Source organism: Thioclava sp. FR2, assembly GCF_051200875.1.
GTDB lineage: Bacteria > Pseudomonadota > Alphaproteobacteria > Rhodobacterales > Rhodobacteraceae > Pseudotabrizicola.
The window spans coordinates 2,486,251-2,510,723 of sequence record NZ_CP195191.1; the positions used below are offsets into that span (position 1 = coordinate 2,486,251).

The window sequence follows — 24,473 nt, forward strand, 5'->3', positions numbered from 1 at the left end:
GGGGGTAGGCGCTTTGCCCCGCAAAGCGACAGGGGGCAGCGCCCCCTGACCCGGCCAACCGCAAGGACCACCAAAATGACCGTACAGGACTACACCTCCCGCCTTTCCGATCCCGCCAGCCGCAAGATGGGCACCTTTTCCTATCTGCCGGAAATGACCCAAGACCAGATCCGCAAGCAGGTGGAATGGATCGTCAAGCACGGCTGGAACCCGGCCATCGAACATACCGAGCCGCAATTTGCCCGCTCGAATTACTGGTACATGTGGAAGCTTCCGATGTTCGGGGAAACCGATGTCGATGCGATCATGGCCGAGCTGGAAGCCTGCCACAAAGCGAACCCCGGCAACCATGTCCGCCTGCTTGGTTACAACAACTTCACCCAGTCTCAGGGGGCCAACATGGTGGTCTATCGCGGAGCACCGGTCTGAGTTGGGATGACGGCCCGCCGAGTTCTCCCCGGCGGGCCGATGAAAGGTCGGGAACGGTGACGGAAGCGGGGTCTTATGAAGGATATGATTGCAGATCATCAGATGGCAGAAGAGCCGTGGTATCGCCCCGTTGGTGATGAGATGGCTCTGTTTCAGGCAGCCTATGCTGCGCGGATGCCTGTCATGCTGAAAGGCCCGACGGGATGTGGGAAAACGCGATTCGTCGAACATATGGCCTGGCGTCTGGGGCGCCCGCTTGTGACCGTTGCCTGCAATGAGGATATGACCGCGTCAGATCTGGTCGGGCGCTATTTGCTTGATGCAAACGGCACCCGTTGGCAGGACGGGCCTTTGACGCTTGCTGCCCGTCACGGGGCGATCTGCTATCTGGATGAGGTTGTCGAGGCGCGGCAGGATACGACGGTGGTCATTCACCCGTTGACCGACAATCGGCGGGTTCTGCCGTTGGAAAAGAAGGGTGAACTGCTGAAAGCGCATCCCGACTTCTTTCTGATCATCAGCTACAATCCCGGATACCAGTCGCTGATGAAAGACCTGAAGCAATCGACAAAGCAGCGGTTTGGTGCCTTGGATTTCACCTGGCCTGCGCCCGAGATCGAGGTCGAAATCGTGGCCCACGAAGCTGGCGTTGATGCGCAAACGGCGAAGAAGCTAGTGGATATCGGGGCAAGGGCCCGGAACCTGAAGGGTCACGGTCTGGATGAAGGCGTCTCGACCCGCATGTTGATCCATGCTGGGAGGCTGATTGCACAAGGGGTTGCTGCTGTCCCGGCCTGCACCATGGCGATTGTCCGGCCCATTACTGATGATCCCGATATACGGGATGCGCTTGATGCCGCTGTCAGCACCTTCTTCTGATCTGCCCGAGGGCTGGCCCGCGGCCCATGCCGACCTTTTGGCACGGATGCCAGAGGGCGCCCGGGGCGCGGTCATAAAAGTCTGGCCAGATGTCCGCAGGAAGCTTTCGCCCAATGGTGTGGAGATCTGGCTTCGCGGGGCGGATGCCTTGCTGCAACTGGGGCGCGGCGAGGCGGTGATCTTAGCTTGGGTTACGGCAATGCCCGATGTTGCCCGCGAATTGGGAGAAGATGTTCTGGCCGATACCGCAACGGCTTGTCTTGGCTTTGCCTCGCGGACCTCTGGCGCGGTGATTGAACGGATTGTGGAAACCGCTCCGCTCGCGGCACGCAGGTTGGGGGATGCCGGCCTGTTCCAATCCTACCTTCGGTTTCTGGAGCATGTTCTGGCCCGTGCGCCCCGCGCCATGCGGCCCATGTTGGCCCAGCTTTCTGCCCTGTTTGATGTCTTGACCTTGGGCGGCCTGCGTCGATGGGCCGATTGGGGGATAGAGGCCCATCGCACCGATTATGTTGGGCTGGAGGCCTATTTCTCGCTGGCGTCAGACGCGTCAAAGGCCGTGATGCAGGCCGAGCGCAAAGGCGTTTTGCTGGTCGACGTGCAACGGCGGCTTGGCATGTACCTACGAGCGCTGTGGGGGCGGGATTTTGCCTTGGTGCCCACGGCGGGTGATTTCGAAAGCAGGGCCGGACTGCGCCCCTTTGTTTCAGATCATCTGCTGTACCTGCCTGATGCTTTAGACGATTGGCAGGGCCATTCCGGTCTTGATCTCTACCGGGCGCAGGCGGCCCATCTTGCGGCCCATATGGCGGCCATGACTTCGGCCATTCCGGCAGAGGGGCTAAACGCCTTACAAATGCAATGCGTTGCGCTGATCGAAGATGCGCGGGCAGAGGCGCTCGCCATCGCGCAATTTACGAACCTTCGTTCGCTTTGGCTGAAGTTTCATGCAACGACCGGCGTTGGAATTGCGGGCGTTTTCGACAAGATTGCAAGAAGTCTTTTGTCCAGAGTGGCGGAAGATGATCTTTCTTCTTGGCTTTTAGCGCAATTCAACCAGATGAATTTGCACGATTACACAAGTTCCAGACAGCTTGGCATTCTTTTATATGAACAATTGGTCATTTATCCGTATTCCGCGCATTCTGACCTTCCGTCTTGCCCCTACCGTTGTGATAACCGCATTCTCTGGGAGTTTGATGAGCTTGATTGGAACGTAAGCACGGGGCAGGATTCGGCCCAGACCCGGAAATACGTTTCCGTCACCGAAATGGTCAACGAGGTCGAAGTCGAAACCGCTGGTTCTGATGCTCAGGAAATCTGGGTGCAAGCCAGTGAGTTTTTCGATGATGATGGCACGAGCTTTAACGAACGGGAGGGCAAGGAACCGCTTGCCCCGCCCGTGCTGTACGAAGAATTCGACAATCGGCTGCAGATGGCGCGGCCGGCTTGGGCGACGCTGCGCGAAGTTCGCGCAAAGCGGGGCGATCCTGCCGTTGCTGACCAGATCTTGTCTGACAATCGCAAGATCACCGAGCGATTGCGCCATCTTCTGGATGCCATGCGTCCACAGGGTGCCATTCGCCAACGCAAGCTGGAAGACGGCGATGAGCTTGATCTGAACGCGGCTGTCAGTGCCGCGATTGACATGCGCCTGGGCCGGCAACCCGACCCAAGGGTGATGATGCGCGTGCTGCGGAAAACCAGAGACACGGCCATTCTGGTTCTGCTGGACCTGTCGGAATCCACGAATGATCTGGCGGGGGGCGGGCAGACCGTTCTGGACCTTACAAAATCGGCCTCGGTTCTTTTGTCCGAAGCGGTCAATCGCGTCGGCGATACATTTGCGATCCATGGCTTTTGTTCGGACGGGCGAGAGAATGTGTTCTACTCGCGCTTCAAGGACTTTGACCAAGACTGGGATGGTCTGGCGAAGGCGCGAATTTCCGGGGCGGAGGGGCGTCTGTCAACGCGGATGGGGACGGCGATCCGTCATGCGACGTCGCAATTGGCGCAGGTGAAATCCAGCCGCAAACTGCTGTTGATCCTGACAGATGGCGCGCCTGCGGATGTCGATGTCCGCGACCCGCAATATCTGCTGCATGACACGCGCCACGCTGTCGATGCGGCGAAGCGAAATGGTATTGTGCCGTTTTGCCTGACCCTTGATCCGCGTGCGGATGCCTATGCGCAGCGGATTTTCGGCACACGGAATGTGCAAGTTCTGGACCGCGTGGACCGCCTGCCCGAGCGTCTGCCGCAACTTTACGCCAGCCTTACGCGATAGCGAGCTTTGGCAGGTAGATGCCGTTCAGATCAACGATTTCCCGCGCGATCCGTTGCGCGGCGGGGCCTTGGGCCAGTTGAACCGGGGCGACAAGATACCAGTGGCGCATTACCGGCAAATAGGGTCCGCGCAACACAGCCAGCCGCTTTTGCGCCAATTCGTCATGCACAGTGTGCAGCGAAAGGAAGGCCAAGCCTAGCCCTGCCAACACAGCCTGCTTGATGGTTTCGTTTGAATCCATCTCGATCACACGGGTGCTGTGACCCTCTTCAAATCGTTCCAGAAAGCGCTGCATCAGGGTGCGCGTCCCCGATCCCGGCTCGCGGGACAGAAAGGTTTCACGCACCAGAAGCGAGGGGTCGTAACCATCCCCTTGGGCCAATGGATGATCGGGGGGAAGGACCACCCCATGCGGATGCGGGCCAAGCGGGGTTGCCTCGACCTGCGGTTCGCGGGGAGGGCGACCCATGATCGCCAGCTCGCAGCGGCCCTGATCCAGATCGGAAATCACCGCCTCGCGATTCCCGACGCGGAGGGATATTTCGATTTCAGGGCAGCGGTCGTTCAGATTACGAACCAGACGCGGCGCGAAATACTTGGCAGTCGATACGACCGACAGGCTGACATGCCCCACGCGGCCCTGAAACCTGGCCTGAATCTGCGCGCCAGCCTGCGACAGAATGCCTTCAATCCGGTTCGCCGCGCGCAGCAGTTCTGTCCCTTCGGAGGTCAGTTGCATACGCCCGGCATCGGCCGACCGGATCAACACAAGTGTTCCCACCGCGGATTCCAAGTTCTTGATTTGACTGTGAATTGCAGGAATTGTCAGACCGACTTCGCTGGCCGCAGCGGTCAGTGATCCGTGAGCGGCAACCGCTTGCAGGGTGCGCAGTTGTTTCAGCGTGATGGTGTCTAGTCGGATCATTTTAGATTTTTCTGAATAAGGTTATTTTATTTTTATATTTCCCTGAAACTCAATCCCGCGCAACTGTTCATCAAAAGGGCTGCGCGAGACGGGAGGAGTTATCGTGCCGATCCACATGAATGAAGTTCCGTCGTCGGTTAATCCGGCGCTGATGCGCACCGTGGACCGGCTTGCCGGGGTCTGCGCCCAGGTTTCGCGGCGGATTGCCCGTGGCGGGCTGGACGAACACCTTGGCGCTGCGGCCGGAACGAATACCGATGGCGACGCACAAAAGGCGCTGGACGTGATCGCCGACGATGCCTTTCGGGCCGCCCTTATGGGCAGCGATGTGCGCGACTATGCCTCGGAAGAACAGGATGTGGTGGTCACGCTGAACAAGGGCGCGACGCTGGCCTTGGCGATTGACCCGCTGGATGGGTCGTCGAACATCGACACAAATGTTTCGATCGGGACAATCTTTGGCATCTATCCGGCCGGCGCAACGCCAGAGGCAAGTTTCCTGAGACCGGGCCGCGAGTTGGTGGCGGCAGGATATGCGATCTTTGGGCCGCAAACTTGCCTGATGGTATCGTTTGGCGATGGTGTTCTGAAATACGTTCTGGAACCCGAAACCCAGAAATTCGTACTGCTTGGCACCATTCCTCGGGTCGTTCCGGAATCTGCCGAATATGCCATCAATGCCTCGAACTATCGGCATTGGCCCGCACCGATCCGCGCCTATGTGGATGACCGAGTGGCCGGGATTGACGGACCGGCAGGCCGCAATTTCAACATGCGCTGGATTGCGTCTTTGGTTGCGGAAACTCACCGCATTCTGACACGGGGCGGCATCTTCCTTTACCCGTCAGATGATCGCAAAGGCTATGAAAGAGGCCGCCTGCGATTGGTCTATGAATGTGCGCCGATTGCCTTTCTGATGGAGCAGGCAGGTGCCTCGGCGACAACCGGAACGGACCCCGTGCTGGATGCCGTGCCAACCACCTTGCATGAACGCATCCCCTTTATCTTTGGCAGCGCGAACAAGGTGGCCCGCGTGGCAACCTATTTCGACCTGCCCTCCCAGGAAACCTCGGCCCTGTTTAACAAGCGCGGCCTATTCAGAGCGTAGCCATGAGCAAAAAGTATCCGATCATCAGCGTCACTGGCTCCAGTGGCGCAGGGACCTCTACTGTCAAAGCAACCTTTGACCAGATCTTTCGCCGCGAAGGGATCAGCGCCGTTTCCATCGAGGGCGATGCCTTTCACCGCTATAACCGCGCCGAGATGCGGGCCGAACTGGCCAAGCGGGCAACCGAGGGAGAGAGCAATTTTTCGCACTTTTCCTATGAAGCCAATGAACTGGGCGAATTGGAGCGGGTGTTTCGGGAATTCGGCGAAACCGGCAAGGGGCGGACGCGGCATTATGTGCATGATGCGGGCGAGGCAGAGCGTCATGGCGTGCCGCCGGGCGAATTCACAGCTTGGGCCCCGTTCGATGACGGTGCGGACCTGCTGTTCTATGAAGGGCTGCACGGGTCGGTCGTGAACAGCGAGGTGAACCTTGCCAAGCTGGCCGATCTGAAGATTGGCGTGGTGCCGGTCATCAATCTGGAATGGACGCAGAAGATTCACCGTGACCGTGCGGCGCGGGGGTATTCGACCGAGGCGGTGACAGACACCATCCTGCGACGGATGCACGCCTATGTGCATTGCATCTGCCCGCAATTTACCGAAACCGATATCAACTTTCAGCGGGTGCCGGTGGTCGATACCTCGAACCCCTTTATCGCCCGCTGGATCCCGACGCCGGATGAAAGCCTTGTCGTGATCCGCTTCAAGAACCCGCGCGGGATCGACTTCCCCTATCTGACCTCGATGATCCATGGATCGTGGATGAGCCGAGCAAATTCCATCGTCATTCCCGGCAACAAGCAGGATTTGGCGATGCAACTGATCCTGACGCCGCTGATCGAGCGGCTGGTGACCAACGCGCGCAAAATGCGCGCCTGACAGGAGCAAGACAATGACAGTCCAAATGACGGCCGCTGATGAGCGGACGATGGCCAATGCTGTGCGTGCGCTTGCCATGGACGCAGTGCAGGCGGCGAATTCCGGGCACCCCGGCATGCCGATGGGGATGGCCGATGTGGCGACAGTGCTGTTCAACCGGTTCGTGACGCTGGACCCTGCGGCGCCCGACTGGGCCAATCGCGACCGGTTTGTTCTGTCAGCCGGGCATGGGTCGATGCTGCTTTATGCGATCCATCACCTCTTGGGCTATGACGACATGGGAATGGACCAGATTCGTGCCTTCAGGCAATTGGGAAGCCGGACCGCCGGTCACCCGGAATACGGCCATGCCAAGGGGATAGAGGTCACGACTGGCCCTTTGGGACAGGGCATTTCGACGGCGGTCGGGATGGCCATTTCGGAACGCCTTGGCCGGGCGCGGTTTCCGGGGCTGATTGATCACCACGTCTATGTCATCGCCGGGGATGGATGCCTGATGGAAGGCATCAGCCATGAGGCGATTGATCTGGCTGGGCATTTGGGTCTTGGGCATCTGATCGTGCTTTGGGATGACAACAAGATCACCATCGACGGCGATACCGATCTGGCGACCTCGACCGACCAGATGGCACGGTTTGCGGCGGCGGGTTGGCATGTGCTGGCCTGCGATGGCCATAACACCACGGAAATCGCCGATGCGATTGCGGCTGCCAAGGCCGATCCGCGGCCCAGCATGATCGCCTGCCGGACAATCATCGGCTTTGGCGCGCCCAATAAGCAGGGTGGGCACGATGTTCACGGTGCCCCATTGGGTGCGACCGAGATCGACGCCGCCCGCAAGCATCTGGGCTGGTCTCATGCGCCGTTCGAGATGCCCGAGCCGGTCTATATGGCGTGGCGAAAGATTGCATCGCGGGGGGCAGAGGCACGCAAATCATGGAACAATCGCCTTGCGACCGATCCCAAAGCGGACGGATTGCAGAGCCTGATTGCACAGGACACGACGGCGCTAACGGCAGCGATGGCCGCCTACAAAGCGCAACTTTTGGCCGACAAACCAAAGGTCGCCACCCGCAAGGCCAGCGAAATGGCCTTGGGTGTGGTCAATTCCGCCCTGCCCTTTAGCATCGGCGGCTCGGCTGACCTGACCGGGTCGAACCTGACGAAATCCAAGGGTCAGGTTTCGGTCACCCCGCAGGATTTCACCGGCAGCTATCTGCATTATGGCGTGCGCGAACATGGGATGGCGGCGGCGATGAATGGCATCGCGCTTTCGGGTCTTTTCCGTCCCTATGGCGGCACTTTCCTTGCCTTTGCCGATTACTGCCGCCCGTCGATCCGGCTTGCGGCACTGATGGGGGTCCCGACGATCTTTGTCATGACGCATGACTCGATTGGTCTGGGAGAGGATGGCCCGACGCACCAGCCGGTGGAAATCATCGCCTCATTGCGGGCCATTCCCAACCTTTTGGTGCTGCGCCCCTGTGATGCGATTGAAACCGCAGAAGCCTGGGAAATTGCGATGGCCAGCACCGACCGCCCGGTGCTGATGGCGCTTAGCCGCCAGAACCTGCCTGTGCTGCGGACCGAGGTTTCGGAAAACCTGTCAGCCCGTGGCGCCTATGTCCTGCGCGATGTGGCGGAGCGACAGGTGACACTGATCGCCACCGGGTCCGAGGTGGAGATTGCCGTTGCCGCCGCCGATCTGCTGGCCGCCGATGGTATCCGGGCCGCTGTGGTTTCGGCCCCCTGTTTCGAAACCTTTGCCGAACAGGATGAAGCCTATCGCGCCGGGGTTCTGGGCAGCGGCCCTCGCGTAGGGGTGGAGGCCGCCATCCGTCAGGGTTGGGATGGCTTGCTGCGCCATACAGACGGCTTTGTCGGCATGACCGGCTTTGGCGCCTCGGCCCCTGCCCCCGCCCTTTACCGCCATTTCGGCATCACGCCCGAGGCCGTTGCCGCCGCCGCCAAGGCCCGCCTCTGACAAAATCATCATAAGGGACTGACATGACTGTAAAAGTTGCCATCAACGGCTTTGGCCGTATCGGAAGAAACGTGCTGCGCGGCATCGTGGAATCGGGTCGGACAGATATCGAAGTTGTTGCCATCAACGACCTTGGCCCGGTCGAAACCAATGCGCATCTGTTGCGCTTTGACTCGGTCCACGGCCGCTTTCCGGCCGAGGTCACGACGGGTGAGGATTGGATCGACGTCGGTCGCGGCAAGATCAAGGTCACAGCGATCCGCAACCCGGCAGACCTGCCTTGGGGCGATGTCGATATCGCCATGGAATGCACCGGGATTTTCACCACCAAGGAAACGGCCTCGGCGCATCTGAAGAACGGGTCAAAGCGGGTTTTGGTCAGCGCGCCCTGTGACGGCGCGGACAAGACGATTGTCTTTGGCGTCAACCATCGCAGCCTGACCGCGGAAGATAAGGTCGTCTCGAACGCCTCGTGCACAACGAACTGCCTGTCGCCTGTGGCCAAGGTGCTGAACGACGCCATCGGCATCGAAAAAGGGATGATGACCACCATCCACAGCTACACCGGCGACCAGCCGACACTGGATACGATGCACAAGGACCTGTATCGGGGCCGGGCGGCGGCTTTGTCGATGATCCCGACCTCGACCGGTGCAGCCAAAGCCGTGGGGTTGGTACTGCCAGAGCTGAAGGGCAAGCTGGACGGGTTTGCCATTCGCGTGCCGACCCCCAATGTCTCGGTCGTCGATCTGAAGTTCATCGCCAAACGCGCAACATCGGTCGAGGAAATCAATGCCGCAATCCGCGCGGCAGCTATGGGGCCGCTGAAGGGCATCCTTGGCTTTACCGACCTGAAGAACGTCTCGTCAGACTTCAACCACGACCCACATTCAAGCGTCTTCCACATGGACCAGACCAAAGTCATGGATGGCACGATGTGCTCGATCCTGTCTTGGTACGACAACGAATGGGGCTTTTCCAACCGCATGGCCGATACCGCTGTGGCGATGGGGGCTTTGCTATGATCCGGTCGGTCTATGACATTGACGTCTCGGGCCGCCGGTTGGTGGTCCGGGCCGATCTGAACGTGCCGCTGGCCGAGGGGCGCGTCTCTGATCCGACCCGGATCACCCGCTTTGCGGGCGGGATGCGGCCACTGCTGAACCGGGGCGCGGCCTTGTTGATCCTGTCGCATTTCGGGCGCCCCAAGGGAAAGCCCGAGCCGGCCTTTAGCCTGCGTCCGCTGCGGGATGATCTGTCGCGCGCCTTGGGGCGTCCGGTGCGTTTTGCCACGCTGGAGGAGGCCGAGCGCGATGCCCCACGGCTGGAACCCGGCCAGGTGCTGCTGGTTGAAAACCTGCGGTTCGAGCCGGGAGAAGAGGCCAATGATCCCGCCCTTGCCCGTCGGTTGGCCTCGCTTGGGGACACCTATGTGAATGACGCCTTTAGCTGTGCGCATCGCGCCCATGCCTCGACCGAGGCTATTGCCCGCCTGCTGCCCTCGGTCGCTGGCCCGTTGATGATGGAAGAGATGACGGCGCTGCAAAAGGCGCTGGAGAAGCCGCAGCGCCCCTCGGTCGCCATTGTCGGCGGGTCCAAGGTTTCGACCAAGATCGACGTGCTGCGCAATCTGGTGGCCAAGGTCGATCATGTGATCGTGGGCGGCGGCATGGCGAATACCTTCCTGTTCGCCGTTGGTGCACCTATGGGCAAATCGCTGCATGAGGCCGATCAGGTGGCGACGGTCGTGGCGATCCGCGATCTGGCCGCGAAATCGGGTTGCACGATCCATCTGCCGCAAGACGTTGTGGTGGCGCGCGAGTTCCGGGCCGGTGCGGCGTCGGATGTGCGGGCCGCGCAAGCCTGCCCGGCTGATCAGATGATCCTTGATGCTGGCCCCGCCGCCGTGCGCGCCTTTACCCGCGTCTTGGAAAGCGCCCGCACGATCCTGTGGAATGGCCCCCTTGGCGCGTTTGAGATGCAGCCCTTTGACCGCGCCACAATGGCCCTTGCCAAGGTGGCCGCTGACCTCACGCGCGGGGGAACCGCCGTCAGCGTGGCCGGGGGCGGCGATACCGTCGCGGCCCTGAACGCCGCCGGCGTCACCGATCAATTCACCTACGTCTCCACCGCCGGAGGCGCTTTCCTGGAATGGCTGGAGGGGCGGACACTTCCCGGCATCGCAGCGCTGATGCGCGAAACAGAAGAGGTTTGACCATGGCCCTGATTACCCTTCGCCAATTGCTCGATCACGCTGCCGAATATGGCTATGGCGTGCCCGCCTTCAACATCAACAACATGGAACAGGGATTGGCGATCATGGAAGCCGCCCGTGCCACCAACTCGCCTGTCATCATGCAGGCCAGCCGTGGGGCGCGGTCTTATGCCAATGACATCATGCTGTCCAAGATGATCGAGGCGCTGTCGCTGATCTATCCCGAGATCCCGCTGTGCATGCATCAGGACCACGGCAATGACGAGGCCACCTGCATGAGCGCCATTCGCCACGGTTTTACCAGCGTGATGATGGACGGCAGCCTTGAGGCCGATGCCAAGACCCCTGCAAGCTATGAATATAACGTGGCGATCACCGCGCAGGTTTCAAAGATGGCGCATTGGGTGGGCGCCTCGGTCGAGGGGGAGCTTGGCGTTCTGGGGTCGCTGGAAACCGGGCAAGGCGAGGCCGAGGATGGACATGGTGCCGAAGGTGCGCTGGACCTCAGTCAGCTTTTGACCGACCCCGATCAGGCGGTGGATTTCGTCGCCCGCACCGGGGTGGATGCCTTGGCGATTGCCTGCGGCACCTCGCATGGCGCGTATAAATTCAGCCGCAAGCCGACGGGCGACATTCTGGCCATGTCAGTGATCGAGGAAATCCACAAGCGCCTGCCGAATACGCATCTGGTGATGCATGGATCATCGTCGGTGCCGCAGGATTTGCAGGATGTCATCAACGAATTCGGCGGCGAGATGCCCCAGACCTTTGGCGTCCCTGTCGAAGAAATCGTCCGCGGCATTCGCCACGGGGTGCGCAAAGTGAACATCGACACCGATTGCCGCATGGCGATGACCGGGCAGTTCCGAAAAATTGCCACGCAAAGCCGCAAGGAATTTGACCCGCGCAAATTCCTGAAACCGGCGATGGACGCGATGCGCGTTCTGTGCCGCGACCGGATGGAGGCCTTTGGCACCGCCGGACAAGCCAGCAAGATCAAGGTCATCGCCATGGATGACATGGCCCGGCGCTATAAGGCAGGCACAGTTGGAGGGGAAAAGGCATGGGCCAGAACCGCCGCATAAAGATTGCGCCGTCGATCCTTTCCGCCGATTTCGCCGATTTCGGGCGCGAGATTCAGGCAATTGAAGCAGAGGGGGCCGATTGGGTGCATGTCGATGTGATGGACGGGCATTTCGTGCCCAACATCACCTTCGGCCCGCCTGCCGTTGCGGCCTTTCGGCGGCATGTGAAGACGGTGATGGATGTGCATATCATGATCTCGCCCGTCGATAGCTATATCGATGCCTTTGCCAAGGCCGGGGCGGATATCCTGACCGCGCATGTCGAGGCGGGGCCGCATATTCACCGCACGCTTCAGGCCATTCGCGCTGCGGGAATGAAGGCTGGGGTTGCGTTGAACCCCGGCACCCCGGCCGAAGCGGTGGCGCATCTTCTGGACCTGACCGATCTGGTTTGCGTGATGACGGTAAACCCCGGTTTTGGTGGGCAAAAATTTATCGACATGACCGGAAAGGTCCGTGCCTTGCGGCAGATGATCGGCGACCGCCCTGTGTTGATCGAGATTGACGGCGGGGTGGATCCGGTCACGGCCCCCGGCCTTGCAGCGGCTGGGGCGGATGTGCTGGTGGCCGGATCGGCGGTGTTCCGGGGTGGGTCGGTCGAAAACCCCTCGCCCTATGGCGCCAATATCCGCGCCATCCGCGCGGCGGCGGAGGCGGCACTTGCTTAGGGCGTTGATTTTCGATGTCGACGGGACCTTGGCCGAGACCGAAGAGCTGCATCGGCATGCCTTCAACGACTGCTTTGCCGAGGCAGGTTTGGGCTGGCACTGGAGCCGGGAAGACTATCACCGGTTGCTGAAAACCACCGGCGGAAAAGAACGCATTGCGCGCTATGTCACTGAAATCGGGGAAAATCCCGACAGCTTTGACATAGCCGCCCTGCATGCCGAGAAGACCCGCATTTACACGGCCCTCATGGCCCGAGGTGGACTTTCCCTGCGGTCTGGCATTGCGGAACTAATCGCCGAGGCGCGATATTTGGGCTTGGCACTTGCGGTAGGCACCACGACCAGCCGGCCGAATGTCGAGGCCTTGGCCTTGGCGTGTTTTGGACAACCCGCCGAGGCGGTGTTTGATATTCTGGCGTGTGGGGATGAGGTTGCGGCCAAGAAGCCTGCACCTGATGTTTACCAATTGGCCGTGGAACGGTTGGGGCTTTCGGCCAAGGACTGTGTGGCGTTGGAAGACAGCAGGAATGGTCTGAACTCTGCTGTTTCGGCAGGTATTGCTTGCATTGTTTCGCCATCTGCCTACACCGCAGAAGAGGACTTCTCTGTCGCTTTGCGCGTCGTTCCGGAGTTTTCGGAACTGGGAGGAGTTACGGGAATTCAAGGACTAATGAAAGAGGGTGCGATGTCTAAGACTGCAAAGGGTGCCATTGTCTTTGATCTGGACGGGACGCTGATCGACAGTGCGCCGGATTTGCATGCAGCCCTTAACAAAGTCTTGACGGAAGAGGGGGCGGAGCTCGTCAGCCTGACCGAAACCATTGGTTTCATTGGACATGGCATCCCCAATCTGGTGCGGACGGCCTTGGCCTATCGCGGGCTTGGTGCCGACCGGCTGGAGCCGATGACGGCTTCGATGTTCCGGCATTATCTGGCCAGCCCGTCAGCGCTGACCCAGATTTATCCGGGCGTGATTGCCGCGCTGACGCGGCTGAATGAGATGGGGCATCCGCTGGGGCTGTGCACGAACAAGGCATTGGCCCCGACGCTGGATATTCTTAAGGCACTGGATTTGAACAGGTTTTTTGACGTCGTGATTGGCGGCGACAGCCTGACGGAAAAGAAGCCACACCCCGCGCCGTTGCAGGCGGCCTTTGCCAAACTGGGCACCCCGCTTCTTTATGTGGGCGACAGTGAGGTGGATGCGGAGACCGCGAAAGCGGCGGAAATTCCCTTTGCGCTTTACACCCAAGGCTATCGGAAGACCCCGGTCGAGGCGCTGCCGCATCGGGTTGCCTTTGACCATTTCGGCGCCTTGCTGCCCGAGATCGCAGCGATGGAGCAGGCCCGCGAGACGGCCTGAAACGCCGAAAACGGCAGTCCACCTTGCGTACACCCCCTGTACACCCTCCGTACAGACAGTCGAAGTTGACAGGAACAGGCGGCTTGCTAGCGTGATGGCATTTCTTTGGAGCCATAACACATGCGTTGCTTGACTGCCCTGAGCCTTTCGATTGCCTTGCTTTCCACCCCTTCCTTGGCCGAAACCACCGCTGAGGCCCCTGCGCCGAAGCTGGGGCCGAACGCCGTTCCGGTGACGGCGGATAATGCCTTTCTGCGGGCCAACCCGGCCCCTGACTATTGGGCCTTTGGCCCGTTCGTGAAACCGCAATTCACCACCTCGGCCTGTTCGATTGCCACGGTCACGGCGGCGGTGAACGGGCTGTCTGGCCTGCCGCCCCATGCGGAGAACACGGTCACCACCCAGCCGCAGATGCTGGAGGCTGTCGGCAATGCCGAATGGGCGGCGCTGTCGGCGGAAGGCGGGGATGGGGTGACCTTTGCCCAGTTGGAGGAATTCACCAAGGCGGCGCTGAACGCAAAGGGCATGGCGCTGACGGTTTCCAGCTTTCACCCGGCACGCGCGGATGAGGCGAACCTGACCGAGATGCGTCGCCTGCTGACCGAAAATGAAAAGGCGGCGACCGATGCCTTGCTGATTTACTTCAATCAGGGCGTTGTGACGGGCGATTGGGACGGGCCGCATATTTCGCTGATCGGGGCCTATGATGCAGCAACTGACCGGGTGCTGATCCTTGAGGTCGATCAGGAATGGTATGTGCCTTACTGGACCCCGGCCCCGGTGCTGCTGGAGGCGATGGTCAAGCCGACCTCGGCCGAGCATGGACCGCTGGAAGGCCAGACCGGGGGATTTGTTCGGATCGGCGGCTGATCCGCGGCAGAAACCGGCAAGGGCAGGGCCTGCATGGGCCTTGCCCTTTGCGAATTACGGGCATGTGATTGGCTGAAAACCCAAGCTTTTGGGAACCAGATCGCCGCCCCGGCTCTTTCTTTAGGGACGCAACCTTGAGTGAAAGAGTAAATGATGGATGATCTGAAAAGCGAATTCTGGGACCGGATGGACTCTGTGCGGACCGCGATGCTGGGCATTTCGGGCGAAGGCCGGATGGTGGCGATGTCACCCACGACCGATGATGATTTCCCCGGCAAGATCTGGTTCATCACCGCCAAAGGAACCGATTTGGCCCGCGCAACCGAGCTTGGTGCAAAGCCCGCGCGCATGGTCGTCGCCTCGGATGAGGCTGGGCTTTACGCGGATGTTGATGGATCGCTGGCGCGCAGCCATGACCGTGAAGCATTGGATGAAGCGTGGAACTTTGTTGCTGATGCGTGGTTTGAGGGCGGCAAGCATGACCCCGATGTCTGTCTTTTGTGCTTTACCCCCGGCGTGGCCGAGATGTCGGTGACGACGACCAGTGCAGTGAAGTTCTTTTACGAAATCGCCAAGGCGCAGGTGACCGGAGAGAAGCCGGAAGCTGGCGCGCAGGGTGTCGTTGCCTTTTAAGGCGCGACTCTCTTGTTGAACGGGCCGCGGTTTTTGCCGCGGCCTTTTTCTTGCTTGGCTGTGCGACTGCACCCGACAAGAAGCTTTCCAAACAGTCGATTTTCCTATATGCGCCCCGCATCTGTGACGTGAGCCCTGCCCCCGGGCGCATGCGAAGGATTGGGGGCGGCGGCAATGGGGCCGCCATATGAACGGAAGACACGGCAGGGGCCGTGAGTGCTTCCAAGAGGAAACGATAGATGTTCAACGTGACGAAAAAGTCGATCCAGTGGGGCAATGAAACGCTCACTCTGGAATCGGGCAAGGTTGCCCGTCAGGCCGATGGTTCGGTCATCGCCACCCTTGGCGAAACCAGTGTTATGGCCAACGTGACCTTTGCCAAGGCCGCAAAGCCGGGTCAGGATTTCTTTCCGCTGACCGTGCACTACCAAGAAAAATACTATGCCGCCGGCAAGATTCCGGGCGGTTTCTTCAAGCGCGAAGCGCGTCCGAGCGAGAAAGAAACGCTCACCTCGCGTCTGATCGACCGTCCTTGCCGCCCGCTGTTCGTTGACGGCTTCAAGAACGAAGTTCTGGTCATGTGCACCGTGCTGAGCCACGACCTTGAGAACGAGCCCGATATCGTTGCGATGATCGCGGCCAGCGCCGCGCTGACGATTTCCGGCGTGCCGTTCATGGGCCCGATCGGTGCCGCCCGCGTTGGTTTCTCGAACGGCGAATACGTTCTGAACCCGAGCGTCGACGACATGCAGAACCTGCGGTCGAACCCCGACCAGCGTCTGGATCTGGTCATTGCCGGCACCAAAGACGCCGTGATGATGGTGGAATCGGAAGCCTATGAACTGACCGAAGCCGAAATGCTGGGCGCGGTGAAGTTCGGCCATGAGGCCATGCAGCCGGTAATCGACATGATCGTCGATTTCGCGGAAGCCTGCGCCAAAGAGCCGTTCGACTTCTCGCCCCCGGATTATTCGGAGCTGTATGCCAAGGTCAAAGCCGCTGGCGAAACCCAGATGCGCGCTGCTTTCGCCATCAAGGACAAGCAAGAGCGGACCAATGCGATTTCGGCTGCTGTCGATGCCATCAAGGCCGCGATGAGCGAAGAAGATCTGGCCGACATCAACCTTGGCTCGGCGATCAAGAAGCTGGAAAGCAGCATCCTGCGTGGTGACGTGGTCAAGAACGGCACCCGTATCGACGGCCGTGACACCAAGACCGTCCGCCCGATCGTTTGCGAAACCGGCGTTCTGCCGCGCACCCATGGTTCGGCGCTGTTCACCCGTGGCGAAACTCAAGGCTTGGTTGTGACCACGCTTGGCACCGGCGAAGATGAGCAGATCATCGACGCGCTGCACGGCAATTCGCGTTCGAACTTCCTGCTGCATTACAACTTCCCTCCCTACTCGGTTGGTGAAGTTGGCCGCGTGGGTTCGCCCGGTCGTCGTGAAATCGGTCACGGCAAGCTGGCATGGCGCGCCCTTCAGGCCGTGCTGCCGGCCCCGACCGACTTCCCCTACACCATCCGCGTTGTCTCTGAGATCACCGAATCGAACGGGTCGTCCTCGATGGCTTCGGTCTGCGGTGGTTCGTTGTCGATGATGGATGCGGGCGTTCCGCTGAAAGCCCCGGTCGCTGGTGTGGCCATGGGTCTGATCCTTGAAGACGACGGCTCGTGGGCTGTTCTGACCGACATCCTTGGTGATGAAGATCACCTTGGCGACATGGACTTCAAGGTGGCAGGGACCGAGAACGGCATCACCTCGCTGCAGATGGACATCAAGGTTGCTGGCATCACGCCCGCGATCATGGAGCAGGCTTTGGCACAGGCCAAGGACGGCCGGATGCACATTCTGGGCGAGATGGCCAAGGCCATTTCGGCTCCGCAGGGCTTTAGCGAATACGCCCCGAAGATCGAGACCATGCAGATTCCGACCGACAAGATCCGTGAAGTGATCGGCTCGGGCGGCAAGGTGATCCGCGAGATCGTGGAAACCTCGGGTGCCAAGGTCGACATCAACGACGACGGCCAAATCAAGATCGCCTCGAACGACGCCAATGCCATCAAGAAGGCCTATGACATGATCTATTCGATCGTGGCAGAGCCGGAAGAAGGCCGCATCTACACCGGCAAGGTCGTCAAGCTGGTCGACTTTGGTGCCTTCGTGAACTTCTTCGGCAAGCGCGACGGTCTGGTCCACGTTTCCCAGATCGCCAACAAGCGCCTGAACCATCCGAATGAAATTCTGAAGGAAGGTCAGGAAGTGAAGGTTAAACTTCTTGGCTTCGACGATCGCGGCAAGGTGCGCCTTGGTATGAAGATGGTCGATCAGGAAACCGGCGAAGAAATCGTCGAGAAGAAGGAAGAGGCCAGCGAGGCCTGATCCTTTTTCCGGATCAAAAGAACAGAAAGCCCCGGTGGAAACGCCGGGGCTTTTTCTTGCTTAAGTCTTGCCAATTGCGCAGCTTGAGCGGCCACCGCCTTTGAAGACCGGCCTTTGGCCGGCGCACAGGATATTCATGTACAAGACAAGCGCGCTTCTTGCCGTGACCATCTTTCTGTCCGGTGCGGCCTTTGCCGCGATGACCCCCTATCGGGCTGTTGCCGGGGTTGAGATCTTGGATCTGTCCAATGCGGGCTTTGGGCTGATCATGGGTTTAAGCGCCGTTGTCAGTGCCTTCACCGCCGTTGCACTTGGCTGGTTGTCGGACCGTGTGACGGACAGACGTGTGATCCTTTTCCTGTGCGCCGCAATGGGGATTGTGGCCTTTGCTGTGGTCTGGACCTTTCAGACCCCTTTGGTGTTTGCTGCCGTCTTTGTCTTTCTGGTACCCTTTGGAAGCGCCCTGTTTTCGCAGAGCTTTTAGTTTTCCCGCGCTTTCTTTGACCGCGAAAGGCCGGACAAATCACAGTTCATCTTGTCGTTCCTGCGGGCGGGTTTCACCCTTGCATGGATCATCGTTCCCCCCTTTGCCGGATGGCTTGCGGCCAAGATCGGCACCCCGCCCGTTGCCGCACAGAAGGATGGCACTGCGGAACGGCCCAATGTTTCGAAATCCCACAAGTTGGGCATTGCGGGGATCGCGCTTGCCCTTTCCGCGCTACAACTGAACATGGTTTCGCTGCCGATGCTGATTGTGCGCGACTTGTCGGGCAGCATGGCACAGGTCGGCCTTGCTGCGTCTTTCGCCGCCGCCATCGAAGTTCCGGCGATGATCCTTTGGGGCTATTTGGCCCTGCGGATGGACAAGGAGTTGATCCTTGCCATCGCGGCTGGCTTTTTTGCGATTTACTTCGGTTTCGCCTTCACCGCCGAAACCTTCTTACACATCCTGATCGCACAGGGCTTTGCCGCAATTGCCATTTCGGCCCTGCTCAGCATCAACATCGCCTATCTGCAAGAGGCCATTCCGGGACGGATCGGTCTTTCAACCTCTTTGGTCGATGTGACCCGCGTTCTGTCAACATGGGCCGCGGCTGCGGTTTTCGCGCTGAACACAGGCACGACCTATGCGCCCTTGATGGTGGTTGCGGGTGTCTTTTGCCTGATCGCGATTGTGCTGCTGCTTGCGGCGCGCAACCTGCGGCGGGCGATCTGAACGACCCGTGAAGAAGCCCGTAGACGAGGCAGGGGCGGTTGCAGCAGAATCAGCGGAATTTAAGGCATCATTTTCTAAGGGAGTTTCCAGATGAATACCCCCCGCGGCACCCTAATCATCGGACTTCTGGCCATCTTGATCGGAGGCGGCCAGATCCTGTTCATGTCCGAAGGCGCCAGCACCACCGTGCTTGCGATGCAGTATTTCTTCCTGATCCTAGGCGTCGTCGCGGTCGTCGGGGCCTTGGTTCAGATGAACAAGAAGTAAACGTCGGCGGGTAAGCCAAGCGGCGAAGCCGACGCGCCCGCCATTTCCAGACGCGATTTCGGAATCCTGTGCTAGTGTGCAACTTTGGAACAGTGATGAGAGGTGCGTGATGAAAGCCCTTGAGTCTGCCTTTCCGGGACTGACAGACAGTCAAGCGCGCGCGATGGAACTGGCGGCGAATGCCGCGCGCGATTTCCGAAAATCCTTGCCCCTTTCCCCTGCGCGTCCGGCGCTTTCGTTAGACGAAGCAACGGCGCGATTTGACAAACCGCTTGCGTCATCAGGGAAAGCCGAGGTCGAGGTGATTGCCGATCTGATCCGGAACACGGAAGGCGGGCTGCACAGCATGGCCGCCCCTACCTTCTTTGGATATGTGCTGGGCGCGTCACATCCCGTGGGCGTGGCTGCCGATTTTCTGGTTTCGGCATGGGGACAGAATGCGGGATCTGCGGCAGAGACCCCGGCCATTACCGGGATCGAGCGTGCGCTTTGCGATTGGGTGATGGATCTGCTGACCCTGCCTGCATCGTGCGGGGCCGGAATTGTAACGGGCGGCACGGTTGCCAATATGGTGGGCGTGATGGCGGCGCGACATGCCCTGTTGGCCGCCGAAGGTTGGGACGTCGAGGCCGATGGTCTGTTTGGCGCCCCGGAAATTCCGGTCCTGATCGGCAGCGATGCCCATTCCGCGCCTTTTGCTGCGTTGCGCTATGCCGGCTTTGGGGCAGCACGCGCCCGCAAGATCGCGACCGACAGTGAGGGGCGGATTCTGGCAAAGGCGATGCGCGAGGCTTTGGACGATTGCGCGGCCCCCCCTCTGGTCATCTTGCAGGCGGGGCAAATCAATACCGGGGCCTTTGATCCCTTTGTCGAGTTGATCCCGATGGTCCATGAAAAGCGGGGCTGGGTTCATGTCGATGGCGCCTTTGGCCTGTGGCTGGCGGCAGTGCCAGAACTTGCAGGGCGCTTGGAAGGCGTGGCGGGAGCTGACAGTTGGGCGGTGGACCTGCACAAATGGCTGAACGCCCCTTACGATGCAGGGCTTGTCATTGTGCGGGACCGACCGGCCTTGGTTGCCACGATGTCAGCGCGTGGGGCCTATCTTCCGGCCACGACACAGCATTGGGAGCCAACGGATTCTACCCCGGAGTTGTCACGACGGGCGCGGGGCGTGCCGAGTTATGCCATTCTTCAGCATCTGGGCCGGGATGGCCTGCGCGAGATGGTGGCCCGCCATTGCCGTCTGGCCCAGCGCATCGCAGCGGCCATCGCCGCCGAACCGGGCCTTTCGGTGCTGAACGAGGTGCACAGCAATCAGGTTGCCATCGCTTGCGGCAGCGGGCCCGAAGGTGATGAATTGACGATGCGGGTGTTGCACCGTGTGCATGAACAGGGGCGGGTTTATCCAAGCCACGGTGAGTGGCGGGGTCGCAAGATCATTCGCGCTTCGGTCATCGGATATGCGATGCAGGATCAGGATGCCGATCTTCTGGTGCAGGAAATCATCGAGGCTGCCCGTTGGTGCGCGGCGCATCCGGAAGTGAAATAGGCCCCAAGGTTTCCCTTGGGGCCAGAGTCCCGGAGTGGCGGGGGAGCTATCCGCCAGCCGGGGAAGAAATCAGCGCGGCAGCAAAGCTTCGGCGATTTGGACGGCGTTCTGTGCCGCGCCTTTCAGAAGCTGGTCACCAACCACGAACAAGGCCAGCGTACGCCCCGATGGATCGCCGATGTCTGTCCGAATCCGACCTACCAGCACGTCTTCCTGACCACTTGCCTCGGACGGCATGGGGAAATGGTTGCGGGCGCGGTCATCGACGACCCGGATGCCGGGGGCGGATTCCAGCAGGGCGCGGGCCTCTTCGGGGCTGACGACCTCATCAAATTCGACCGAAATCGCCATGCCGTGGGCGCGCAGGATCGGCACGCGGATGCAGGTGATGCCGACCGGCAGATCGGGCAGGCCCATGATGCGGCGGGTTTCGGCGACGACTTTGGTTTCCTCGCCGTTATAGCCCGTCTCCGGGTCCATCTCGGCGTTGTGCGAGAAGAAGTTGAAGGCATAGGGGTGCGGAAGGACCTTGTGGTCGTAGGTTTCACCGGCAAGCGCGGCAGCGGTGGCCAGACGCAATTCCTCCATCGCAGCGGCCCCTGCCCCGGATGCGGCCTGATAGGTGGCCATCGAAAGACGCTTGATGCGGTGCGCGGCATTCAGGGGGGCCAGCGCAACGGTTGCAATCGCCGCCACGCAATTGGGGTTGGCAATCACGCCCTGATGCGCGGCCATGGCGCCGGCATTCACCTCTGGCACCACCAGCGGCACATTTGCCTCCATGCGGAAAGCAGAGGAGTTGTCGACGACGACAGCGCCTGCGCGAACGGCGATAGGGGCGAATTTTTTGGACAGGCCAGAGCCGGCAGAGAACAGAGCGATGTCGACGCCGTCAAAGCTGGCTTCCGTCAGTTCCTCGATGGTGATTTGCTGACCGCGGAAGGCCATCTGCTTGCCCGCCGAGCGGGCCGAGGCCAGAAGTCGGAGGGATTTTACCGGGAAGTTCCGCCCTTCAAGGCAACCAAGCAGTTCAACGCCAACAGCGCCAGTCGCGCCGACGATGGCAACGACAGGCAGCGCGGGCATGGCGCGGGATTGGGCTTCGGCGGGGCGGTCTAGGTCGATCAGCATGGTCTTCTCCATCTTGGGGGAGAGGACGGCGATCTTTCACATCAGCCCCGTCCGTCTCCGGCGGGGCTTTTGGGGTTCAGTTCGATCTGTTGACCGCGCACACCAAAAGTTCCCCCGCGCAAGCGGTGGTCTTAGTGGTGCGTTTAGTGGTTGCGATCATGAACATGCTGCGGCGCATAGCAGTGACCGTTACGCCACGCAAGATGGCTTCTTCACTGTCAGTTTTTTGATCCCTGCACGGAACATTTGCGCCACGTCAGGACTTATCTAATCTGGACGGAAGCAAATTAGGGGTTCTGAATGTCATCTTTCCTCACGCGTCGTGTCTTTGTGTCTTCTGTGGTAGCAGCCTTGGCCGCACCAGCCTTTTTGCGCCCCGCAGAGGCGCAGACAAAGCCTGACCGCAAGACCTATGTCGTTCCGCCCGAGCATCAGCCAACGATCGTGCAGTTGCGCGACAAGTTTGAACCGGGTCAGATCCTGGTCGATCCGAACACCTATTCGCTGTACTGGACGATGGAAAAACGCCGCGCCATGCGGTTCATCGTGGGTGTTGGCAAAGGGAATTTGTACACTCCCGGCAAGTTCCACATCGGGGCCAAGAAGGAATGGCCAAGCTGGACCCCGACGAAGGAAATGATCGCGCGCGACCCGGGGCATTATGCGAAATGGGCCGATGGGATGCCGGGCGGCCCCACCAACCCGCTGGGCGCACGGGCGCTGTACCTGTTTGACGACAACGGCGGCGATACGTTCCTGCGCATTCACGGCACGCCGGACCCTTGGACCATTGGGTCGGCCGTATCGAATGGCTGCGTGCGGCTGGTGAATGACCACATCACCCAGCTTTACGAAATGGTGCCGATGGATACGCCGGTCACGCTTTATTCCAAGCGGTCACAGTCCAGCTGAGGCTGAGTGTCAGAAAAGACATTGAAGCTAAACACCCGCTGAGGGACTTGCACGCAATGTCGCCCAAGACCGGCTGCGGAGGCACCCCAATTGGGCTGCCCCCTTTAGTGGGCGGGCTTACGCATTTGGGGCAGTCGGGGAAGTGTCAGCACAAGGCCACCGATCAGATACACGGCGTAAATCATGTCTGGAGGAGGACCGGTCCAGTCCCATCCTTGCCTGGCTATCCACCAAAAAAGCGTGAGCACCGGGAAATGCATCAACCGACCGATTACCAGCAGAGGCCGCCGCAACCCGCGCTCTTTTTCAGGCACCCAGAGCAGTGCCTAAGTAAGCGCAAGCAACCCGATGGGCACCACTGCGTAGACCCAGATGACCCCATCGGGCGCGGCCAGAAGGAATAGGCTTAGCCCGTTGCCGCAATGCATGTGATCAGGATGGCTTTGCTCATGGACTAGGCCTTTGCGCAAACCAATGGTTCAGCCGCCATGCCCCCCATGCCAGCGGGATGGCGGCGAAGCCGCCGATCACATAGGCCAAAGGTTGGTCGCCAAAGCTTTCAAAAAGTTGCGTATAGGCATGGATGCCGCCGAAGGTGAGCGCCGCGTTGAACAGAACGCGGCGGCCCGTATGGGCCGACCATGCGCCTATGGCGATCAGGGCCAGCGCCCAGATCACGGCATAGGCATTGGCCGAAATCACCAAGGTCTTTTCCCGGAAAGCCGCTAAAGCCGCGTCCCATTCTTCGAACGACAAGCCACTGTCGGCATCCCAGCCCGGTCCCCAAAGTGTTTCGCCGACCATATCGCCCCAAAGTGAGCCGACAAGTGCCGCAAGGTTGGCCACGATAAAAGCGAAAATGGCCAGAGTACGGGCATGGCGGGCCTTGCGTTCGTCCAGCCGCAGCGCCCACCACAGCATCAAGGCAACCAAGGCGCCCATTTGCAGGATCGTCAGCGTGGGTTCGGGCGAATAGAAGAAATAGGCCGCGTGGAAATAGCCGGTGCCTGTATCCAGCATCTGGGCAAATGGGGCAATCGCACAGGCTGTCACAAAGCGGATGTCGACGAGGTAGCCCGCAAGGGCGATGACGATGGCACAGTAAAGGAAGATGGCCGACTGTCCGAGGCCCGCGATCTGGTAATCTTCGGCCAGAGTTGCCACGCCCACCAGATGCAGCGTTACCCCCATAAGCAATATGGAACCTTGGACAAATCGCGTGGTCAGCCCGCCCCAGATCATGGCCCGTGCGGCGATGGCGGCAACGAGCGCACCGCCGATCAGCATGATCATGCCGGCTTGCTCTTCGTATTTTTCAACAAGCTCCAGCGCGGCACCGCCGATCAGCATGCCTGCCCCGATCAGCGCCGAGGCATTGCCGAACATGCGCACCATCTCGCCCGCGGCGGACAGTATGAAAAGGCCGATGACCAAAAGCAGAACCCCCGAAATGGCCACGGCTACGGCATTGCCCAGCCACAGGATCATGCCCCCCGTGGCCGCCAGAATTCCCACGCAAAGGACCGTATTGATTGCCAGTGACACCATGATGTCACGCGCGCGCGCCTCGATGATTTTGGCCTGTTCGGGCGTAATCACCCCATCTGCGGTCAGCGCCTTGGTATCCGCCAAGCTGTGCATCTCATGTCCTCCTGAAATGCTTTTCTTAACGCCAAGGATACGCCTGCCT

The 24,473-nt window shown here is 60.2% G+C and carries 22 protein-coding genes and 1 pseudogene; 20 read left to right on the top strand and 3 right to left on the bottom strand.

The genetic code is table 11. The annotated features are described in order from the left end of the window. Positions 1 to 75 precede the first annotated feature (75 nt). The 3 genes from ACSBLW_RS12075 to ACSBLW_RS12085 all read left to right on the top strand — a co-directional run bounded on the left by ACSBLW_RS12075 (position 76) and on the right by ACSBLW_RS12085 (position 3,595). Positions 76 to 429, top strand: a complete 354-nt coding sequence (locus ACSBLW_RS12075) for a ribulose bisphosphate carboxylase small subunit (RefSeq protein ID WP_435256871.1) — start codon at positions 76 to 78, stop codon at positions 427 to 429. 75 nt (positions 430 to 504) lie between these two features. Beyond that, a complete protein-coding gene (locus ACSBLW_RS12080; RefSeq protein WP_435256872.1) occupies positions 505 to 1,308 on the top strand; it encodes a CbbQ/NirQ/NorQ/GpvN family protein in 804 nt (267 codons plus the stop codon). After that, positions 1,256 to 3,595, top strand: a complete 2,340-nt coding sequence (locus ACSBLW_RS12085) for a nitric oxide reductase activation protein NorD (protein WP_435256873.1) — start codon at positions 1,256 to 1,258, stop codon at positions 3,593 to 3,595. Before ACSBLW_RS12080 ends, ACSBLW_RS12085 begins: the two co-directional genes overlap by 53 nt. On the opposite strand, the gene ACSBLW_RS12090 is transcribed toward ACSBLW_RS12085, so the two are convergent. Further along, a complete protein-coding gene (locus tag ACSBLW_RS12090; protein WP_435256874.1) occupies positions 3,585 to 4,520 on the bottom strand; it encodes a LysR family transcriptional regulator in 936 nt (311 codons plus the stop codon). The two genes, ACSBLW_RS12085 and ACSBLW_RS12090, sit on opposite strands and share 11 nt — an antisense overlap. A 115-nt stretch (positions 4,521 to 4,635) precedes the next feature. On the opposite strand from ACSBLW_RS12090, the gene ACSBLW_RS12095 reads away from it, so the two are divergent. The 16 genes and pseudogenes from ACSBLW_RS12095 (at position 4,636) to ACSBLW_RS12170 (ending at position 20,740) form a co-directional block, all read left to right on the top strand. Then, positions 4,636 to 5,628, top strand: a complete 993-nt coding sequence (locus tag ACSBLW_RS12095) for a class 1 fructose-bisphosphatase (protein WP_435260102.1) — start codon at positions 4,636 to 4,638, stop codon at positions 5,626 to 5,628. A gap of 2 nt (positions 5,629 to 5,630) precedes the next feature. Further along, positions 5,631 to 6,509 (top strand): phosphoribulokinase, encoded by an 879-nt coding sequence (locus ACSBLW_RS12100; RefSeq protein WP_435256875.1) that lies wholly within the window; start codon positions 5,631 to 5,633, stop codon positions 6,507 to 6,509. Between the two features lie 13 nt (positions 6,510 to 6,522). Further along, entirely contained in the window at positions 6,523 to 8,493 is a 1,971-nt protein-coding gene (gene tkt / locus ACSBLW_RS12105; protein WP_435256876.1) for a transketolase, read from the top strand. A 23-nt stretch (positions 8,494 to 8,516) separates the two neighbouring features. Further along, positions 8,517 to 9,518 carry a type I glyceraldehyde-3-phosphate dehydrogenase gene (gene gap / locus ACSBLW_RS12110; protein ID WP_435256877.1) on the top strand — a complete coding sequence of 334 codons (1,002 nt, stop codon included), beginning with the start codon at positions 8,517 to 8,519 and terminating at the stop codon, positions 9,516 to 9,518. Beyond that, on the top strand, positions 9,515 to 10,708 hold the full coding sequence (locus ACSBLW_RS12115; protein WP_435256878.1) for a phosphoglycerate kinase: 1,194 nt from the start codon (positions 9,515 to 9,517) through the stop codon (positions 10,706 to 10,708). Before gap ends, ACSBLW_RS12115 begins: the two co-directional genes overlap by 4 nt. Positions 10,709 to 10,710: 2 nt before the next feature. Continuing rightward, positions 10,711 to 11,793, top strand: coding sequence for a class II fructose-bisphosphate aldolase (gene fba / locus ACSBLW_RS12120; RefSeq protein ID WP_435256879.1), 1,083 nt, complete (start codon positions 10,711 to 10,713; stop codon positions 11,791 to 11,793). Further along, entirely contained in the window at positions 11,772 to 12,461 is a 690-nt protein-coding gene (rpe, locus tag ACSBLW_RS12125) for a ribulose-phosphate 3-epimerase (RefSeq protein WP_435256880.1), read from the top strand. Before fba ends, rpe begins: the two co-directional genes overlap by 22 nt. Further along, positions 12,454 to 13,122, top strand: a pseudogene (locus ACSBLW_RS12130) (HAD-IA family hydrolase); the annotation flags it as partial. The gene rpe and the pseudogene ACSBLW_RS12130, both read left to right, overlap by 8 nt. A 24-nt stretch (positions 13,123 to 13,146) precedes the next feature. After that, positions 13,147 to 13,824: a phosphoglycolate phosphatase gene (gene gph, locus ACSBLW_RS12135; protein ID WP_435260103.1), complete on the top strand. Its 678-nt coding sequence runs from the start codon at positions 13,147 to 13,149 to the stop codon at positions 13,822 to 13,824. Positions 13,825 to 13,944: 120 nt separating this feature from the next. After that, positions 13,945 to 14,694: a phytochelatin synthase family protein gene (locus ACSBLW_RS12140; RefSeq protein ID WP_435256881.1), complete on the top strand. Its 750-nt coding sequence runs from the start codon at positions 13,945 to 13,947 to the stop codon at positions 14,692 to 14,694. Positions 14,695 to 14,847: 153 nt separating this feature from the next. Beyond that, positions 14,848 to 15,327, top strand: a complete 480-nt coding sequence (locus tag ACSBLW_RS12145) for a pyridoxamine 5'-phosphate oxidase family protein (protein WP_435256882.1) — start codon at positions 14,848 to 14,850, stop codon at positions 15,325 to 15,327. 239 nt (positions 15,328 to 15,566) lie between these two features. Continuing rightward, positions 15,567 to 17,708: a polyribonucleotide nucleotidyltransferase gene (pnp, locus tag ACSBLW_RS12150; RefSeq protein ID WP_435256883.1), complete on the top strand. Its 2,142-nt coding sequence runs from the start codon at positions 15,567 to 15,569 to the stop codon at positions 17,706 to 17,708. Positions 17,709 to 17,844: 136 nt separating this feature from the next. After that, positions 17,845 to 18,192: an MFS transporter gene (locus tag ACSBLW_RS12155; RefSeq protein WP_435256884.1), complete on the top strand. Its 348-nt coding sequence runs from the start codon at positions 17,845 to 17,847 to the stop codon at positions 18,190 to 18,192. Positions 18,193 to 18,243: 51 nt separating this feature from the next. Beyond that, positions 18,244 to 18,924, top strand: a complete 681-nt coding sequence (locus tag ACSBLW_RS12160) for a hypothetical protein (protein WP_435256885.1) — start codon at positions 18,244 to 18,246, stop codon at positions 18,922 to 18,924. A 90-nt stretch (positions 18,925 to 19,014) separates the two neighbouring features. Next, positions 19,015 to 19,191 (top strand): hypothetical protein, encoded by a 177-nt coding sequence (locus tag ACSBLW_RS12165; RefSeq protein ID WP_435256886.1) that lies wholly within the window; start codon positions 19,015 to 19,017, stop codon positions 19,189 to 19,191. 109 nt (positions 19,192 to 19,300) lie between these two features. Then, positions 19,301 to 20,740, top strand: a complete 1,440-nt coding sequence (locus ACSBLW_RS12170) for a pyridoxal phosphate-dependent decarboxylase family protein (RefSeq protein WP_435256887.1) — start codon at positions 19,301 to 19,303, stop codon at positions 20,738 to 20,740. 69 nt (positions 20,741 to 20,809) lie between these two features. On the opposite strand, the gene ACSBLW_RS12175 is transcribed toward ACSBLW_RS12170, so the two are convergent. Beyond that, on the bottom strand, positions 20,810 to 21,871 hold the full coding sequence (locus ACSBLW_RS12175) for an aspartate-semialdehyde dehydrogenase (protein WP_435256888.1): 1,062 nt from the start codon (positions 21,869 to 21,871) through the stop codon (positions 20,810 to 20,812). A gap of 300 nt (positions 21,872 to 22,171) precedes the next feature. Between ACSBLW_RS12175 and ACSBLW_RS12180 the strand changes: the two genes are divergently transcribed. Further along, complete coding sequence (locus ACSBLW_RS12180; RefSeq protein WP_435256889.1) at positions 22,172 to 22,783, top strand: L,D-transpeptidase; 612 nt, start codon at positions 22,172 to 22,174, stop codon at positions 22,781 to 22,783. Between the two features lie 447 nt (positions 22,784 to 23,230). Here ACSBLW_RS12180 and ACSBLW_RS12185 read toward each other — a convergent pair whose 3' ends face one another. Then, a complete protein-coding gene (locus tag ACSBLW_RS12185) occupies positions 23,231 to 24,424 on the bottom strand; it encodes a hypothetical protein (protein WP_435256890.1) in 1,194 nt (397 codons plus the stop codon). Positions 24,425 to 24,473: the final 49 nt, after the last annotated feature.